The sequence below is a fragment of the Streptomyces sp. Root1304 genome, assembly GCF_001426405.1.
In the GTDB taxonomy this organism is placed as follows: Bacteria; Actinomycetota; Actinomycetes; order Streptomycetales; family Streptomycetaceae; genus Streptomyces.
Window position 1 is genome coordinate 267,221 of sequence record NZ_LMEP01000012.1, and the last position, 16,273, is coordinate 283,493.

A 16,273-nucleotide genomic window follows, 5' to 3' on the forward strand; every position below is an offset into this window, starting at 1 on the left:
AGGAGTCACGAAAGCCCGAAAGTAACTGCCAGGTCAAGGACCCGCGCAGGAATCACCCACGGCGGCGATCCCGGGCCAGAGTTCCTGGAGCGTACGGACCGTCTCCCGGATCGCCGGGCGCCGCGCCGCCCCCGTCCGCCACATGGCGTGCAGCCGGCGCGTCGGCATCGGGTCGAGCCGCACCGGGGTCACCTCGGGCGGCAGCGCCCCGCGCCCGAGGCGCGGCACGAGCGCGATCCCCAGCCCGGCCGCCACCAGGGCGACCTGGGTGTGGTTCTCCTCCGCCTGGTGCGCGATCAGCGGCTCGTACCCGGTCGCCCGCAGCGTCCGCATCAGCCAGTCGTGGCAGACCGTCCCCGGCGGCTGCGAGATCCACCGCTCGGCCGCCAGCTCCTCCCGGCGCACCGCCTCCCGCGACGCCAGCGGATGGTCCCGGTGCACGAGGATGTCGCAGCGGTCGTCCCCGATGACCACCTGCTCGACGCCCGGCGGCACCGGCAGCGGGGCGATGTCCCAGTCGTGCGCCACCGCCAGGTCGATCACGCCCCGCGCCACCAGGTCGACCGACAGGTGCGGGTCCACCTCCGAGAGGCGCGCGTCCAGGTCCGGATGGAGCCGGGTCAGCTCCGCCAGCGCCCGGGGCATCAGACCGCGCGCCGCACTCGCGAAGCAGCCGATCGCGAGCCGCCCCGACGGCCGGCCGCGCCGCTCCTCGATGCGGACCTCGGCCTCTTCGACGATCGCGAGCAACTGCCGTGCCGTGTCGGCGAGTTGATGGGCCTCGTCGGTGAGCCGGATGCCCCGGCCGCTGCGTTCGAGCAGGGTCGTGCGGGTCTCGCGCTCCAGCTTCGCGATCTGCTGGGAGACCGCCGACGGCGTGTAGCCGAGGGCGGTGGCGGCGGCGCCGACACTGCCGTGGGCGGCGACGGCGTGCAGGGCGCGGAGCCGGCCGAGATCGAGCACGGGGTCCTCCTTCGGGGTGTTCCGTTTGGGACTTCCGCCCGGGGTGGGATGAAGCATTGCTACATCCCACCATGAAGAGACCTGTGCTGGTGCTACACGGTCGGTGGCGGCCATGCTCGGTCCATGCGCCCCACCCACCTCGCCCTCGCCGCCCTGGTCGCCGCCGTCTGGGGGGTCAACTTCGTCGTCATCGAGATCGGCCTCGACCACTTCCCGCCGCTGCTCTTCTCGGCCCTCCGCTTCCTCGCCGCCGCCCTGCCCGCCGTCTTCCTGGTCGGCCGCCCCACCGTCGCCTGGAAGTGGATCGTGGCCGTCGGGCTCGCCCTCGGCGTCGCCAAGTTCGGCCTGCTCTTCACCGGCATGAGCCTCGGCGCGCCCGCCGGGCTCTCCTCCCTCGTCCTCCAGGTCCAGGCCGTCTTCACCGCCCTCTTCGCCTTCGCCGCCCTCGGCGAACGCCCCGGCCGCCGCAAGGTGCTCGGGATGGCGGTCGCCCTCACGGGCATCGGCGTCGCGGCGGCCGACGAGGCCGGCGGCGGGACCGGCTCGCTCCTCGGCTTCGCCCTGGTCATCGGGGCGGCCGTCTGCTGGGGCGTCTCCAACGTCCTGACCCGTAGGGCCGCCCCGCCCGACGCGCTCAACTTCATGGTCTGGGTCAGTACGGTGCCGGTCCTGCCGCTGCTCGCCCTCTCCCTCCTCCTGGAGGGCCCGGAACGCGACCTGGCGGCCCTGCGCGGCCTCGACTGGACCGGCGCCGGCGTCATCGTCTACGTCGCCTGGGTCACCACCGTCTTCGGCTTCGGCGCCTGGGGCTGGCTCCTCCGCCGCTACCCGGCCTCGTCGGTGGCTCCCTTCTCCCTCCTCGTCCCCGTCTTCGGCATGTCCTCGGCGGCGCTGTTCCTGGGGGAGGGCGTGAGCCCGCTGCGGTGGTGCGCGGCGGCGCTGCTGGTGGGCGGGGTGGCGCTGACGTCGTTCCAGCGGAAGCAAGTCGGGGACCAGGAGCCGGAGTCGGAGTCGGAGTCGGACTCGGAGTCGGACCCGGACCCGGACCCGGAGTCGGAGGCTAGGGTGCTGGTGCCGACGCCGACCGGGGGAGCGACGCCATGAACCATCCGCAGCCGTACGGGCAGCAGCCGCAGGCCCAGCCGTACGGGCAGCCGCAACCACCGTACGGACCGCCGCAGGCCCAGCCGTACGGACAGCCGCAACAGCCCTACGGGCAGGCGTACCCGGCCCCGCCGCCCCACGGCGCCACCGCCCCGCACGGGTGCGAGGTGTGCGGCGCGCAGCCCGCCGCGGCGGCGACCGTCCGCGCCCACCAGGGCATGGTCGTCGTCATGCGCACGGTCACCCGGCGCGGTGTCTTCTGCCGCACCTGCGGCCTCGCCGTCTACCGGAAGATGACCTCCGACACCCTCATCACCGGCTGGTGGGGCTTGTTCTCGCTGTTCGTCACGCCGTTCGTCGTGCTCGGCAACGTCTCCGGCGCCCGCGCCGCGTTCCGCCGGCTGCCCGAGCCGTACGGCGCCCGGTGCGCGCCGCTGGACCCCGGCCGGCGGGTGCTGCGGCGGGCACCCGCGATGCTGGTGCTCACCCCGCTCGCGCTCGTCGCGGCCGCCGTCCCGACGCTCCTCCTCATCGGGCTGATCGCGGGCCCCGACGGCGACGGCAAGGGGGCCGGGCTCTCCGTCGGCGACTGCGTCGAGAACACCGCCGACTGGCCCGACCAGGCGCTCCTGAAGGTGGACTGCGGTTCGCCGGCCGCCGAGTACCGCGTCGCGGACGAGCCCTCCTGCGGGCCGGAGGACTACCTCCTGCGCGCCGAATACATGATCGACGCCCCCGGTAAGCCGGGCTACTGTGTCACACCCCTGTGACCGTACGCAGCTGAGAGGCGCCGCCCCGCATGACCTTCGAGAACGTCACCGTCGACAGCGCCGAACCCGCTCCCGGAGTCCTCCTGTTGGCGGGGATCCCCGGGAGCGGGAAGAGCACCGTCGCGGCGGCCCTCGCGGCCCGCTTCGCCCGCTCCGCGCACATCGAGGTCGACCACCTCCAGGAACTGATCGTCCAGGGCTGCCACTGGCCGAGCCCGGACGGCGACCCGGAGGCGGACCGCCAGATCCTGCTGCGCGCCCGCAACGGCTGCCTGCTCGCGGACAGCTTCGCCTCGGCAGGCTTCCTGCCGGTCCTCGACGACGTGGTCGTACGCCGCTCCCACCTGGACTTCTACCGCGCCCACGTGAAGGCCCCGCTCCACGTGGTGATCCTGGCCCCGGGCCCGGACAAGGCCTGGGAGCGCAACAACGCCCGCCACAAGAAGCTGACGACGAACTGGGCCTTCCTGGACGAGGCCATGCGCGCCGAACTCTCCGGCGAGGGCGTCTGGATCGACAACGCGGACCAGACGATCGAGGAGACGGTGACGGCGGTCCTCACGGCGACGGGCCTGAAGGCCCTGCTGGACTGACACCGGCTCAGACGCGCCGGAACCGGCGGGGAGACCGCCCCGTCACCCCCGCCCCCAGGGCCCCTCACTCCCGAGGCGCCCCCGTCGACCCCCGTACCACCAGCCCCGCCGGTACGTCCTCCCGGCCGCCCGCCGGCGGGTCCTCCGTGCCCATGGCCAGGCGGCCCGCCCGTACGCCCGCCTCGTGGAGCGGGAGGTGCACCGTCGTCAGCGACGGGACCGCGTCCACCGAGAACGGCAGGTCGTCGAAGCCCGCGACGGACACGTCGCCGGGGATGCTCAGACCCCGTTCCCGCAGGGCCGCGCAGACGCCGAGGGCCACCGTGTCGTTGGCGGCGACGACCGCCGTGAGACCGGGGTCGCGGGTGAGGAGTTCGGCGGTGGCCTCGTAACCGGCCTGCCGGTCGTACGCGCCGTGGACGGTCGGCCCCTCCGGGACGCCCGCCGCCGCGAGCGCCTCGCGGTGTCCTTCGAGCCGATGCCGGGTGGTGGTCCGGGCGGCGGGCCCGGCCGCGTACCCGATGCGCCGGTGCCCGAGGCCGAGCAGGTGCTCGGTGAGGCGCCGCGCGCCGGTCCGGTTGTCGAAGACGAGCGCGGCCGTGTGCGCGTCGCCGTCCACGGGCGGGCGCCCGCAGAGGACCACGCGCGTCCCCGCCTCCGCGAGCTTGGCGAGCTTCGCCGTCGTGGCGGCCAGGTGCTCGGGCCCCTCCAGGGAACCGCCCATCAGGATGACGGCGGCGGCCCGCTGCCTCTGGAGCAGGGTGAGATAGGTCAGTTCGCGCTCCGGGGAGCCGCCGGTGTTGCAGACGACGGCGAGCTTCTCGCCGCCGCCGCGCCCGGTCCCGCCCTCCCCGATGGCACTCTGCGCGGCCCCGGCCATGATCCCGAAGAAGGGGTCGGCGATGTCGTTGACGAGGACGCCGACCAGGTCGGACGTGGCGGCGGCGAGCGAACTCGCGGGCCCGTTGAGGACGTAGTCCAGTTCGTCCACCGCGCGGAGCACCCGCTCGCGGGTCGACGCGGCGACGGGGTAGTTGCCGTTGAGGACGCGGGAGACGGTCGCGGGGGAGACCCGAGCGCGGGCGGCCACGTCCGCCAGGGTGACGGTCATCGGGTGCGTACCTCCGGGGCCTTGTCGACGGCGATGTCGGCAGGCTAGCGTCATCGTCGATGGAAAGCGCTTTCTATCGAGGCGCGGAACACCGGGGAGAGGAACCTTTCGTGACACGCAGGACAGTCCGCATCGCCATGAACGGCGTCACCGGACGCATGGGACACCGCCAGCACCTCGTCCGCTCGATCCTCGCGCTCCGCGAACAGGGCGGCCTCGACCTCGGCAACGGCGACGTCCTCTGGCCCGAGCCGGTCCTCGTCGGCCGCCGCGAGCCCGCCCTGCGCGCCCTCGCCGAGCGGTACGGCCTCACCGAGTGGTCGACCGACCTCGACGCCGTCCTCGCCGACGACAGCGTCGACATCTACTTCGACGCCCAGGTCACCTCCGCCCGCGTCGAGGCGCTCACCAAGGCCATCGAGGCCGGGAAGCACATCTACACCGAGAAGCCCACCGCCGCCGACCTGGCCGGCGCCCTGGACCTGGCCCGGCTCGCCACCGCGAAGGGCGTGAAGCACGGCGTCGTCCAGGACAAGCTGTTCCTCCCGGGGCTCCTCAAGCTGAAGCGCCTGATCGACGGCGGCTTCTTCGGCGAGATCCTGTCCGTGCGCGGCGAGTTCGGATACTGGGTCTTCGAGGGCGACTGGCAGGACGCCCAGCGCCCCAGCTGGAACTACCGCGCGGAGGACGGCGGCGGCATCGTCGTCGACATGTTCCCGCACTGGGAGTACGTGCTCCACGAGCTGTTCGGCCGGGTCACCTCCGTCACCGCCCAGGTCGCCACCCACGTCCCGCGCCGCTGGGACGAGCAGGGCAAGCCGTACGAGGCCACCGCCGACGACGCCGCCTACGGCATCTTCCAGCTGGAGGGCGGCGCCATCGCCCAGATCAACTCCTCCTGGACGGTCCGCGTCAACCGCGACGAACTCGTCGAGTTCCAGGTCGACGGCACCCACGGCTCGGCCGTCGCCGGACTCCGCAACTGCCGTGTCCAGCACCGCTCGGCGACCCCCAAGCCGGTCTGGAACCCGGACATCCCGGCGACCGAGCCCTTCCGCGAGCAGTGGCAGGAGGTCCCCGACAACGCCGAGTTCGACAACGGCTTCAAGGCCCAGTGGGAGCTGTTCCTGCGGCACGTCACCCTCGGGGAGCCGTACCACTGGGACCTGCTCGCGGGCGCCCGGGGCGTCCAGCTGGCCGAGCTGGGCCTCAGGTCGGCGGCCGAGGGCCGTCGCCTGGAGGTCCCGGAGGTGACGCTGTGACGATCCGCCTGCCCGGACCCGACGGCGGCGTGCGGGAGTACGAGCCCCGCGCCCAGCCCCTCGCGCTCGCCCCCGCCGGCCCGCCGGCCTCCCGTACGGTCTTCTCCGCCGCCCATGTCGTCGCGGACCCCTTCGCCGACACCACCCCCGACTCGCCCGCCGCCGTCGACTGGGACGCCACCCTCGCCTTCCGCCGCCACCTCTGGTCCCACGGCCTCGGGGTCGCCGAGGCCATGGACACCGCGCAGCGCGGGATGGGCCTCGACTGGGCCGGCGCGGCCGAACTGATCCGCCGCTCGTCGGCCGAGGCGAAGGCCGTCGGCGGCCGGATCGCCTGCGGGGTCGGCACCGACCAGATCGCGGGCGGCTCGCTCGCGGAGATCCGCGCGGCCTACGAGGAACAGCTCGCGGTCGCCGAGGAGTCCGGCGCCCAGGCCATCCTCATGGCCTCCCGCGCGCTGACCGCCGCCGCGACCGGCCCCGAGGACTACCTCGACCTGTACGGCCACCTCCTCCGCCAGGCGGGCGAACCGGTGATCCTGCACTGGCTCGGCCCGATGTTCGACCCGGCGCTCGACGGGTACTGGGGCTCCGCCGACCTCGACACCGCCACCGAGACCTTCCTCGACGTGATCGCCGCCCACCCCGACAAGGTCGACGGCATCAAGGTCTCCCTGCTCGACGCGGGGCGCGAGGTGGCGCTGCGCCGCCGGCTCCCGGAGGGCGTCCGCTGCTACACGGGCGACGACTTCCACTACCCGGAGCTGATCGAGGGCGACGACCAGGGTTTCAGTCACGCCCTGCTCGGCATCTTCGACCCCCTCGCCCCGCTGGCGGCGGAGGCGGTCAGGACCCTGGACACCGGCGACGCGGCCGGCTTCCGCAAGGTCCTCGACCCGACGGTCGCGCTCTCCCGGCACCTCTTCGAGGCCCCGACCCGCTTCTACAAGACGGGCGTGGTGTTCCTCGCCTGGCTGGCCGGCCACCAGGACCACTTCACGATGGTCGGCGGCCTCCAGTCCGCCCGCTCGCTGCCGCACCTCGCGCGGGCCTACGAACTGGCCGACGGCCTCGGCCTGTTCCCGGACCCGGCGCTGGCCGAGGCCCGGATGCGGTCCCTGCTCACGGTCCACGGAGGCATGCGGTGAACCTCGACCGCTTCAGCGTCAACCAGATGACGGTCAAGCAGCTCGCCCTGCCCGAGCTGGTGGCCCAGTGCGTCCGCCTCGGCATCCCGGGCGTGGGCCTGTGGCGGGAGCCGGTCCAGGAGTACGGGGTGGAGGCGGCGGCCGACCTGGTACGGGACGCGGGCCTCACCGTCACCACCCTCTGCCGGGGCGGCTTCTTCACCACGGAGGGCTGGCTCGCGTCCAACCGCGCGGCGATCGACGAGGCGGTGGTGCTCGGCACCGACACCGTCGTCCTGGTCTCCGGCGGCCTCACCCCGGCCCACCCGGACCTGCCGTCCGCCCGCGCCCGCATCACCGAGGCCATCGGCGAACTCGCCCCCTACGCGGGCGAACGCGGCATCCGCCTCGCCGTCGAACCCCTCCACCCGATGTACGCCGCCGACCGCTGCGCCGTCTCCACCCTGGACCAGGCGCTGGACATCGCGGAGCACTTCCCCGCCGAGCAGGTGGGCGTGGTCGTGGACACGTACCACCTCTGGTGGGACGACCGCGCCCCGGCGGCGGTGGAACGCGCGGGCGCGACGGGCCGCATCCACTCCTTCCAGCTCGCGGACTGGACGACCCCCCTCCCCGCCGGAGTCCTCAACGGCCGGGGCCAGCTGGGCACGGGCTCGATCGACCTCACGGCCTGGACGACCCTGCTGGAGAAGACGGGCTACACGGGCCCGGTGGAGGTGGAACTCTTCAACGACGCCCTGTGGGCGAGGGACGGGGTGGAGGTCCTGGAGGAGACGCTGGAGGCGTTCCGGGCGGTGTGACGCGTCCTGCGGGCGGGAGCGCGGTCACCCGCCCAGGTGCCGCACGTCCTGCTGCTCGACCTCTTTGAGGACGCGGGCCACCGTGGCGAAGTCATTGTCCCGGTGCAGGACGGTCAGCCCGTGGTGGACCGCCGTGGCGCAGAGCAGGAGGTCGACGACACCCGCCGCCCGGTGCTGCCCCTTCTGGGTCAGCTTGTACTGGGCGGTCTCCACCCATCGCCACGCGTCCTTGGGGACGCGCACGGGCGCGAACAGGACGCCGAGGTCCTCCTCGGTCTCTTCGCGGTCGTCCGGGCCGACGGCGCTGAAGAGGATCTCCGCCCGGGTGGGCTCGCACATGCCGATGGCGCCGGTCTCGATCTCGGCGTCCCAGCGGCGCCGGGCGGCGGGGTCGGTGCCGAAGTGGACGTACGCGCTGGTGTCGACGAGGTAGGCGATCACTCGCCGTCCCCGCCGTGCTGGGCGGCCTTGCGGGCTTCCCAGTCGCGGCGCGTGCGCTCCAGGTCCCCTCGCGCTCCGCGCTCCGCGAGACGCTGGAAGGCCGCCCGGCGGCGGTGGCGCCGTATGACCTCCTCCAGCGCCGTGTTGATCGTGTCCTTCTTCGTGGTCGTACCGAGCAGCTTCGCGGCCTCGGCGAGCACGTCGTCGTCCACGTCCACGTTGGTCACGCCCATGACCGGCCTCCCTGCGCATCATGTGGGAAAGGAGCCCACTCTTCCCACATCGTAGCGCGGGGCCGGTTCGCCGGAGCGGGAGAAGGCCACGGCCCCGCACCCGTTGTCGGTGGGTTTCGCTACGGTCGGTCCATGTCCAACGAGGGTCGCGGGTCAGGTCCGGCAGTGGTCGAAGGGGTTCTGGAGCGGGTCACCTATGCCAACGAGGAGAGCGGGTACACCGTCGCCCGCGTCGACACCGGCCGGGGCGCCGGGGACCTGCTCACCGTCGTCGGGGCGCTGCTCGGCGCGCAGCCGGGGGAGTCGCTGCGGATGGAGGGGCGCTGGGGCTCCCATCCGCAGTACGGCAAGCAGTTCACGGTCGACAACTACACGACCGTCCTTCCCGCCACCATCCAGGGCATCCGCCGCTACCTCGGCTCCGGGCTCGTCAAGGGCATCGGTCCCGTCTTCGCCGACCGCATCACGACGCACTTCGGGCTCGACACCCTCGACATCCTGGAGGACGCCCCCGCGCGCCTGATCGAGGTCCCCGGGCTCGGCCCCAAGCGCACCAGGAACATCACCGCCGCCTGGGAGGAGCAGAAGGCGATCAAGGAGGTCATGGTCTTCCTCCAGGGCGTGGGCGTGTCGACCTCCATCGCCGTGCGGATCTACAAGAAGTACGGGGACGCCTCGATCTCCGTCGTGCGGAACCAGCCCTACCGGCTCGCCGCGGACGTCTGGGGGATCGGCTTCCTCACCGCCGACAAGATCGCCCAGGCCGTCGGCATCCCCCACGACAGCCCCGACCGGGTGAAGGCCGGCCTTCAGTACGCCCTGTCGCAGTCCAGCGACCAGGGCCACTGCTTCCTCCCCGAGGAACGGCTGATCACCGAGGCCGTGAAGCTCCTCCAGGTCGACACCGGGCTCGTCATCGAGTGCCTCGCCGAGCTGGCCGAGGACCCCGAGGGGGTGGTGCGGGAGACCGTGCCCGGCCCCGAGGGGACCCCCGTCACCGCCGTCTTCCTGATCCCCTTCCACCGTGCCGAGCTGTCCCTCGCCGGGCAGCTCCGCCGGCTCCTCGGCACCGGCGAGGACCGGCTGCCGGCCTTCCGCGACGTCGCCTGGGACAAGGCCCTCGCCTGGCTCGCCGACCGGACCGGGGCCTCCCTCGCCCCCGAGCAGGAGGAGGCCGTACGGCTCGCCCTCACCCGCAAGGTCGCCGTGCTCACCGGCGGCCCCGGCTGCGGCAAGTCCTTCACCGTCCGCTCCATCGTGGAACTGGCCCGCGCGAAGAAGGCCAAGGTCGTCCTCGCCGCGCCCACCGGCCGGGCGGCCAAGCGGCTCGCCGAGCTGACCGGCGCCGAGGCCTCCACCGTCCACCGGCTCCTGGAGCTGAAGCCCGGCGGCGACGCGGCCTACGACCGGGACCGGCCCCTCGACGCCGACCTGGTCGTGGTCGACGAGGCCTCCATGCTCGACCTGCTCCTGGCGAACAAGCTGGTCAAGGCGGTGGCACCGGGGGCGCACCTGCTGCTCGTGGGCGATGTGGACCAGCTGCCCTCGGTCGGCGCGGGCGAGGTCCTGGGCGATCTGCTCGCCCCGGGGAGCCCCGTACCCGCGGTGCGGCTGACCCGGATCTTCCGGCAGGCCCAGGAGTCCGGCGTGGTCACCAACGCGCACCGGATCAACGCGGGGGTCCCGCCCAGGACCGAGGGGCTGCCGGACTTCTTCCTCTTCGTCGAGGAGGAGACCGAGGACGCCGCCCGGGTCGCCGTGGACGTCGCGGCCCACCGGATTCCGGCCAAGTTCGGGCTCGACCCGCGCCGTGACATCCAGGTCCTCGCCCCCATGCACCGGGGTCCGGCCGGCGCCGGCTCGCTCAACGGACTGCTCCAGCAGGCCATCACCCCGGCCCGCCCCGATCTGCCCGAGAAGAGATTCGGCGGCCGGGTCTTCCGTGTCGGTGACAAGGTCACCCAGATTCGGAACAACTATGAGAAGGGGGCCAACGGGGTCTTCAACGGTACGGTCGGCGTCGTCACGGCGCTGGACGCCGTCGAGCAGCGGCTGACCGTGCGGACGGACGAGGACGAGGAGGTGCCGTACGACTTCGACGAGCTGGACGAACTCGCCCACGCGTACGCGGTCACCATCCACCGTTCGCAGGGCAGCGAGTATCCGGCGGTGGTGATCCCGGTCACCATGAGTGCGTGGATGATGCTCCAGCGGAACCTGCTCTACACGGCCGTGACCCGGGCCCGGAAGCTCGTCGTCCTCGTCGGTTCCCGGCGGGCGATAGCCCAGGCGGTCCGTACGGTCTCGGCGGGCAGGCGCTTTACCGCACTCGCCCATCGGCTCACAGGGGGCACCCTCGTGTGAAAGATCACGGAGGGCTACCGGAACCGGGGCGAAGGGGGCAGGATATGAAGGTTGGCGGCACTGAGTGCCGCCGATTGGCCCAATGGTCGACCCCGAGTGCACTCTCCTGAGCCAAATGGGGGATGGTAGAGACAGTCAGGGCACCTCGAAGAAGAGGCACTACGTCGGTGAGGGATGACGTGAGCGACAACTCTGTAGTACTGCGGTACGCGGACGGTGAATACACCTACCCGGTGGTCGAGAGCACCGTCGGCGACAAGGGCTTCGACATCGGGAAACTCCGAGCCCAGACCGGTCTGGTCACCCTGGACAGCGGATACGGCAACACCGCCGCCTATAAATCCGCGATCACCTACCTCGATGGTGAGCAGGGGATTCTGCGGTACCGCGGCTACCCCATCGAGCAGCTGGCCGAGCGCTCCACCTTCCTTGAGGTGGCGTACCTGCTGATCAACGGTGAGCTTCCCAAGGTCGACGAGCTGTCGACCTTCAAGAACGAGATCACGCAGCACACGCTGGTCCACGAGGACGTCAAGAACTTCTTCCGCGGCTTCCCGCGGGACGCCCACCCGATGGCGATGCTGTCCTCGGTGGTCTCCGCGCTGTCCACGTTCTACCAGGACAGCCACAACCCGTTCGACGAGGAGCAGCGCCACCTCTCCACGATCCGGCTGCTCGCGAAGCTGCCGACGATCGCGGCGTACGCGTACAAGAAGTCGATCGGCCACCCGTTCGTCTACCCGCGTAACGACCTCGGCTACGTCGAGAACTTCCTGCGCATGACCTTCTCGGTCCCCGCGCAGGAGTACGACCTCGACCCGGTCGTCGTCTCCGCGCTGGACAAGCTGCTGATCCTGCACGCGGACCACGAGCAGAACTGCTCGACGTCCACCGTGCGTCTGGTCGGTTCCTCGCAGGCGAACATGTTCGCCTCGATCTCCGCCGGCATCTCGGCCCTGTGGGGTCCGCTGCACGGTGGCGCCAACCAGTCGGTCCTGGAGATGCTGGAGGGCATCCAGGCCAACGGCGGCGATGTCGACTCCTTCATCCGCAAGGTGAAGAACAAGGAGGACGGCGTCCGCCTGATGGGCTTCGGCCACCGGGTGTACAAGTCCTTCGACCCGCGCGCCAAGATCATCAAGGCGGCGGCGCACGATGTCCTCTCGGCGCTCGGCAAGGACGACGCGCTGCTGGACATCGCGCTCAAGCTGGAGGAGCACGCGCTCTCCGACGAGTACTTCGTCTCGCGCAACCTCTACCCCAACGTGGACTTCTACACGGGCCTCATCTACCGCGCGATGGGCTTCCCGACCGAGATGTTCACCGTGCTCTTCGCGCTCGGCCGCCTCCCCGGCTGGATCGCCCAGTGGCACGAGATGATCAAGGAGCCCGGCTCCCGCATCGGCCGTCCGCGCCAGATCTACACGGGCGAGGTCCTCCGCGACTTCGTCCCGGTCGAGGGCCGCTAGGACTTCGAGCGCCGACAGCGCCTGGCGAGTGAGCCGAAGGGGCGCGTCAGTGGCGACAGGACGACCGCGCGGAGGCCCGACGAAGGAGGGTCGAGCACGGTCGTCCTGTCGCCACTGACGGAAGCGCCCCGGAGGCGAACCGAGCCTTTAAAAAAGAGGAAGCGCCCCGCCGTAGATCCCCCCACGGGTCCACGGTCGGGGCGCTTCCCGTGTCCCGGTGCGGATTCCCCCCACGGGATCCTGGCCGGGCGTCTGCGGGTGTCAGCAGAAGCTACGCGGGTCGGGCGCTGCGCGGTCTGCCGGGGTACGTACGGGAGGGCCGCTCAAAGCTCCCCGGTGCACGTGCCCCGGCCAACGCTTGCCAATGGGACATCCCCCAAGACATCCCATGAACGTCCCCCAAGACGTTCTCGGCATCGCCCACTTAGACTCGCGAACAGCCCAGATGGTTACCCCCCAATATCTGTGATCTAGGTCTCCTTGTGAAGGTCCTGTGCGTCAAGCGTAGGTGAATTCACGAGAACCGCCGCAGCCGGAGGCTGTTGGATACGACGAACACGGACGAAAGGGCCATGGCGAGGCCCGCGATCATCGGATTGAGCAGTCCGGCCGCCGCGAGCGGCAGCGCGGCCACGTTGTAGCCGAAGGCCCACCCGAGGTTGCCCTTGATCGTCGCCAGGGTCCGCCGGGAGAGCCGGATGGCGTCCGCCGCGACCCGCAGGTCACCCCGTACCAGCGTCAGATCGCTCGCCTCGATCGCCGCGTCGGTGCCCGTCCCCATCGCCAGGCCGAGGTCCGCCGTGGCGAGCGCGGCCGCGTCGTTGACCCCGTCGCCGACCATCGCGACCGTCCGGCCCTCCGCCCGGAGCCGGCGGACGACCTCGGCCTTCTCCTCGGGCAGCACCTCCGCGATCACCTCGTCGATGCCGACCTCGGCGGCCACCGCCTCCGCCACTGCCCGGTGGTCCCCGGTGAGCAGCACCGGGCGCAGCCCGAGGCCGCGCAGCCGGGTGACGGCCTCGGCGCTGGTGTCCTTGACGGTGTCCGCGACGGTCAGGGTCCCCCGGGCGAGCCCGTCCCAGGCGACGTGGACGGCGCCGGGCCCGGCCTCCGCCGGGACCTCGACGTTCTCGGCGGCGAGCAGCGCGGCCCGCCCGACGAGGACCAGGTGGCCCTCGACGGAGCCGCGCACACCGAGCCCGGGGACGTTCTCGAAGGTCTTCGGCGCGGGCAGCTCCCCGCACCGCTCGGCGGCCGCGGCGGCGACCGCGCGGGCCACCGGGTGCTCGGAGGAGTGCTCCAGGGCCCCCGCGAGCCGAAGCAGGGTGTCCTCGTCGACGTCGCCGCCCTCGTACGCGTGCACCTTCCGCAGCGACATCCGGCCGGTGGTGACCGTGCCGGTCTTGTCGAGGACGACCGTGTCGACCCGGCGGGTGGACTCCAGGACCTCGGGGCCCTTGATGAGGATGCCGAGCTGGGCGCCCCGGCCGGTGCCGACCATGAGCGCGGTGGGGGTCGCGAGGCCGAGGGCGCAGGGGCAGGCGATGATCAGGACGGCGACGGCGGCGGTGAAGGAGGCCGTGGCGTCGTCGGTCACGAGGAGCCAGGTGACCAGGGTGCCGAGCGCGATGAGCAGCACCGCGGGGACGAAGACGGCGGAGATGCGGTCGGCGAGCCGCTGTACCTCGGCCTTGCCGTTCTGGGCGTCCTCGACGAGCTTCGCCATCCGGGCAAGCCGGGTGTCGGCGCCGACCCGGGTGGCGCGGACGACGAGCCGGCCGGACACGTTGACGCAGCCGCCGGTGACGGCGCTGCCCTCGGTGACGTCGAGGGGCAGGGACTCGCCGGTGAGGAGGGAGGCGTCGACGGCGGAGGCGCCCTCGGTGACGGTGCCGTCGGTGGCGATCTTCTCCCCGGGGCGTACGAGGAAGAGGTCGCCGGCGCGCAGGGCGTCGACCGGGACGCGGACCTCGGTTCCGTCGCGCAGTACGGCCACGTCCTTGGCGCCCAGGTCCATCAGGGCCCGGAGCGCGGCGCCCGCCTTCCGTTTGGCGCGGGCCTCCAGGTAGCGGCCGAGCAGGATGAAGGTGACGACTCCGGCGGCGACCTCCAGGTAGATCGCGGAGGAGGCCTCGGAGCGGTCCACGGTCAGGTCGAAGCCGTGCCGCATGCCGGGCATGCCCGCGTCGCCGAGGAAGAGGGCCCAGAGCGACCAGCCGAAGGCGGCGAGGGTGCCGACGGAGACGAGGGTGTCCATGGTGGCGGCGCCGTGCCGGAGGTTGGTCCAGGCGGCCCGGTGGAAGGGGAGCCCGCCCCAGACGACGACGGGGGCGGCGAGGGTCAGGGAGAGCCACTGCCAGTTGTCGAACTGGAGCGAGGGGACCATGGAGAGCAGGACGACGGGGGCGGCGAGGACGGCGGAGACGGTGAGCCGCTGCCGGAGGGAGGCGAGCTCGGGGTCCTCGTGGGCGTCCTCGTCGGCTGTCGGCTCGGGCCGCGGCGGCGGGGACTCCTCGGCGGTGTAGCCGGTCCTGACGACGGTGGCGATCAGCGCGTCGACCGGGACCTCCGGCGGGTGTTCGACGCGGGCCTTCTCGGTGGCGTAGTTGACCGTCGCGGTCACCCCGTCCATCCGGTTGAGCTTCTTCTCGACACGGGCGGCGCAGGAGGCGCAGGTCATGCCACCGATCGTGAGCTCGGTGATCGTGGACGTCATGAGCGGTTCCCAACGGGAGCAGGGTCGTACCAGCCAACGGTACGACCCTGCGGGGTGGTGACGGGGGAGCGGTCAGACCAGCTCGTAGCCGGCCTCGTCGACGGCGGCGCGGACGGCCTCCTCGTCGAGCGGGGCGGCGGAGACGACGGTGACCTGACCGGTCGCGGCGACGGCCGTGACCGAGGAGACGCCGGGGAGCTCGGAGATCTCGCTGGAGACGGCGCCCTCGCAGTGGCCGCAGGTCATGCCCTTGACCTGGTAGACGGTGGTGAGTTCGGTCTTCGTCTCTGCGGTCATGGCGTTCTCCTCGTGGGTTCAGTGCCGTACACCACCAGATTATACCCCTAGGGGGTATGAATTCCAGTCAGGGCGCGATCGTGCCGCGCCAGCGATCTCAGCCACAGGAGTCCGGCCAGGGTCACGAGCACGAGTCCGCCCACCGAGAAGAGGGTGAAGAGGTGCTGCTGCTGGTCGGTCGGCTGCGGGAGGTATCCCTGGGCGAAGAGCGAACGGTCGAGGCTGGTGGTGGTCAGCTGGAGAACCAGCCAGAGCGCGATGCCGTGCATCGAGTCCCAGAGCGCGTGCAGCACCGCGACGCCGAGGTACGTGCCGATGACCGGCCAGGTGAAGCGGAAGCGGCCGTCGGGGCGGCGGAAGGCGAGCAGGACCCCGCCCGCGACGGCCGTCCACAGGCCGTGTCCGAAGGGGGCGAGCAGGCCGCGCAGGATCTCGGTCTCCAGGAGGGCGCGCAGGTCGATGCCGTCCATGGTGACGGCGGCGTTGAAGGCGTATCCGGCGCTCTCGAAGGCGGCGAAGCCGAAGCCGACCGAGCCGCCGAGCACGATTCCGGCCCGGACGCCCCGCAGCTGGGGGTGACGGCGGACGACGAACATCAGCGCCGCCAGCTTCACCGCCTCCTCGATCAGGCCCACCCCGAGGAACATCCACAGGGAGGGGTGGAGCAGGTAGTACTCCATGACCGAGGCGCCGAGCACGCCGAGGACCCCGCCGGTGACGAAGCAGCCGAGGATCACCGGCACCCCGAGGTCCCGGCCGTGCCGCTCGTACGCCCAGAGCACGAAGACGGCAGGGACGAGGAAGCTGCCGAGCAGGATGAGGGTGGGGAGGAGCGTGGTGTTCTCGGTGGTGTACGTGACGACCGCCGTCAGCACCCAGAGCGCCAGACCGCCCCAGAGGCAGCGCTTCCACAGGCCGGGGCGCGGTACCGGGGTCGGCGGGGCCGCCGGGGGTGGCGGTGTCTGCGTGATGGGCGGGTACTCGTGCACGAGAAGACCTCCA

General features: G+C 72.0%; 15 protein-coding genes. 8 read left to right on the forward strand and 7 right to left on the reverse strand.

From position 1 onward, the window contains the following. Window positions 1-33: 33 nt before the first annotated feature. Window positions 34-963 (reverse strand): LysR family transcriptional regulator, encoded by a 930-nt coding sequence (locus ASD33_RS14130; RefSeq protein WP_056558601.1) that lies wholly within the window; start codon window positions 961-963, stop codon window positions 34-36. A gap of 123 nt (window positions 964-1,086) precedes the next feature. Between ASD33_RS14130 and ASD33_RS14135 the strand changes: the two genes are divergently transcribed. The 3 genes from ASD33_RS14135 to ASD33_RS14145 are packed head-to-tail and all read left to right on the forward strand — an operon-like array spanning window position 1,087 to window position 3,430. After that, a complete protein-coding gene (locus ASD33_RS14135; RefSeq protein ID WP_056558604.1) occupies window positions 1,087-2,067 on the forward strand; it encodes an EamA family transporter in 981 nt (326 codons plus the stop codon). Continuing rightward, window positions 2,064-2,837: a hypothetical protein gene (locus ASD33_RS14140; RefSeq protein WP_063991953.1), complete on the forward strand. Its 774-nt coding sequence runs from the start codon at window positions 2,064-2,066 to the stop codon at window positions 2,835-2,837. Before ASD33_RS14135 ends, ASD33_RS14140 begins: the two co-directional genes overlap by 4 nt. Window positions 2,838-2,866: 29 nt before the next feature. Then, on the forward strand, window positions 2,867-3,430 hold the full coding sequence (locus ASD33_RS14145) for an AAA family ATPase (protein ID WP_056558607.1): 564 nt from the start codon (window positions 2,867-2,869) through the stop codon (window positions 3,428-3,430). A gap of 64 nt (window positions 3,431-3,494) precedes the next feature. Here ASD33_RS14145 and ASD33_RS14150 read toward each other — a convergent pair whose 3' ends face one another. Continuing rightward, a complete protein-coding gene (locus ASD33_RS14150; RefSeq protein WP_056558610.1) occupies window positions 3,495-4,541 on the reverse strand; it encodes a LacI family DNA-binding transcriptional regulator in 1,047 nt (348 codons plus the stop codon). Window positions 4,542-4,651: 110 nt separating this feature from the next. On the opposite strand from ASD33_RS14150, the gene ASD33_RS14155 reads away from it, so the two are divergent. From ASD33_RS14155 to ASD33_RS14165, 3 genes are read left to right on the forward strand one after another with little or no spacing between them, the layout of a single operon-like run. Next, window positions 4,652-5,803 carry a Gfo/Idh/MocA family oxidoreductase gene (locus ASD33_RS14155; RefSeq protein WP_056558613.1) on the forward strand — a complete coding sequence of 384 codons (1,152 nt, stop codon included), beginning with the start codon at window positions 4,652-4,654 and terminating at the stop codon, window positions 5,801-5,803. After that, complete coding sequence (locus ASD33_RS14160) at window positions 5,800-6,951, forward strand: dihydrodipicolinate synthase family protein (RefSeq protein WP_056558617.1); 1,152 nt, start codon at window positions 5,800-5,802, stop codon at window positions 6,949-6,951. The genes ASD33_RS14155 and ASD33_RS14160 overlap by 4 nt, the downstream gene beginning before the upstream one ends. Next, window positions 6,948-7,751 carry a sugar phosphate isomerase/epimerase family protein gene (locus ASD33_RS14165; RefSeq protein WP_079044765.1) on the forward strand — a complete coding sequence of 268 codons (804 nt, stop codon included), beginning with the start codon at window positions 6,948-6,950 and terminating at the stop codon, window positions 7,749-7,751. The genes ASD33_RS14160 and ASD33_RS14165 overlap by 4 nt, the downstream gene beginning before the upstream one ends. Window positions 7,752-7,775: 24 nt before the next feature. On the opposite strand, the gene ASD33_RS14170 is transcribed toward ASD33_RS14165, so the two are convergent. Both ASD33_RS14170 and ASD33_RS14175 read right to left on the reverse strand, forming a co-directional pair. After that, window positions 7,776-8,192: a PIN domain nuclease gene (locus tag ASD33_RS14170; RefSeq protein ID WP_056558620.1), complete on the reverse strand. Its 417-nt coding sequence runs from the start codon at window positions 8,190-8,192 to the stop codon at window positions 7,776-7,778. Beyond that, window positions 8,189-8,425: a type II toxin-antitoxin system VapB family antitoxin gene (locus ASD33_RS14175; protein ID WP_056558623.1), complete on the reverse strand. Its 237-nt coding sequence runs from the start codon at window positions 8,423-8,425 to the stop codon at window positions 8,189-8,191. The genes ASD33_RS14170 and ASD33_RS14175 overlap by 4 nt, the downstream gene beginning before the upstream one ends. 132 nt (window positions 8,426-8,557) lie before the next feature. On the opposite strand from ASD33_RS14175, the gene ASD33_RS14180 reads away from it, so the two are divergent. Then, a complete protein-coding gene (locus ASD33_RS14180) occupies window positions 8,558-10,789 on the forward strand; it encodes an ATP-dependent RecD-like DNA helicase (RefSeq protein ID WP_056558626.1) in 2,232 nt (743 codons plus the stop codon). 179 nt (window positions 10,790-10,968) lie between these two features. Next, window positions 10,969-12,258, forward strand: a complete 1,290-nt coding sequence (locus ASD33_RS14185) for a citrate synthase (RefSeq protein WP_056558629.1) — start codon at window positions 10,969-10,971, stop codon at window positions 12,256-12,258. A gap of 514 nt (window positions 12,259-12,772) precedes the next feature. Here the strand turns inward: ASD33_RS14185 and ASD33_RS14190 are convergent. The 3 genes from ASD33_RS14190 to ASD33_RS14200 all read right to left on the reverse strand — a co-directional run bounded on the left by ASD33_RS14190 (window position 12,773) and on the right by ASD33_RS14200 (window position 16,260). Beyond that, a complete protein-coding gene (locus ASD33_RS14190) occupies window positions 12,773-14,974 on the reverse strand; it encodes a heavy metal translocating P-type ATPase (protein ID WP_056558632.1) in 2,202 nt (733 codons plus the stop codon). Window positions 14,975-15,046: 72 nt separating this feature from the next. Beyond that, a complete protein-coding gene (locus ASD33_RS14195) occupies window positions 15,047-15,271 on the reverse strand; it encodes a cation transporter (RefSeq protein ID WP_056558635.1) in 225 nt (74 codons plus the stop codon). Between the two features lie 47 nt (window positions 15,272-15,318). Next, window positions 15,319-16,260 (reverse strand): PrsW family intramembrane metalloprotease, encoded by a 942-nt coding sequence (locus ASD33_RS14200; RefSeq protein ID WP_242426979.1) that lies wholly within the window; start codon window positions 16,258-16,260, stop codon window positions 15,319-15,321. Window positions 16,261-16,273 lie beyond the last annotated feature (13 nt).

What these genes read in the sequence shown, in the direction of transcription:
- ASD33_RS14150 (WP_056558610.1), bottom strand. Translation starts at nt 4,541, where the DNA reads ATGACCGTCACCCTGGCGGACGTGGCCGCCCGCGCTCGGGTCTCCCCC.
- ASD33_RS14190 (WP_056558632.1), bottom strand. Translation starts at nt 14,974, where the DNA reads ATGACGTCCACGATCACCGAGCTCACGATCGGTGGCATGACCTGCGCC.
- ASD33_RS14195 (WP_056558635.1), bottom strand. Translation starts at nt 15,271, where the DNA reads ATGACCGCAGAGACGAAGACCGAACTCACCACCGTCTACCAGGTCAAG.
- ASD33_RS14175 (WP_056558623.1), bottom strand. Translation starts at nt 8,425, where the DNA reads ATGGGCGTGACCAACGTGGACGTGGACGACGACGTGCTCGCCGAGGCC.
- ASD33_RS14145 (WP_056558607.1), top strand. Translation starts at nt 2,867, where the DNA reads ATGACCTTCGAGAACGTCACCGTCGACAGCGCCGAACCCGCTCCCGGA.
- ASD33_RS14135 (WP_056558604.1), top strand. Translation starts at nt 1,087, where the DNA reads ATGCGCCCCACCCACCTCGCCCTCGCCGCCCTGGTCGCCGCCGTCTGG.
- ASD33_RS14140 (WP_063991953.1), top strand. Translation starts at nt 2,064, where the DNA reads ATGAACCATCCGCAGCCGTACGGGCAGCAGCCGCAGGCCCAGCCGTAC.
- ASD33_RS14180 (WP_056558626.1), top strand. Translation starts at nt 8,558, where the DNA reads ATGTCCAACGAGGGTCGCGGGTCAGGTCCGGCAGTGGTCGAAGGGGTT.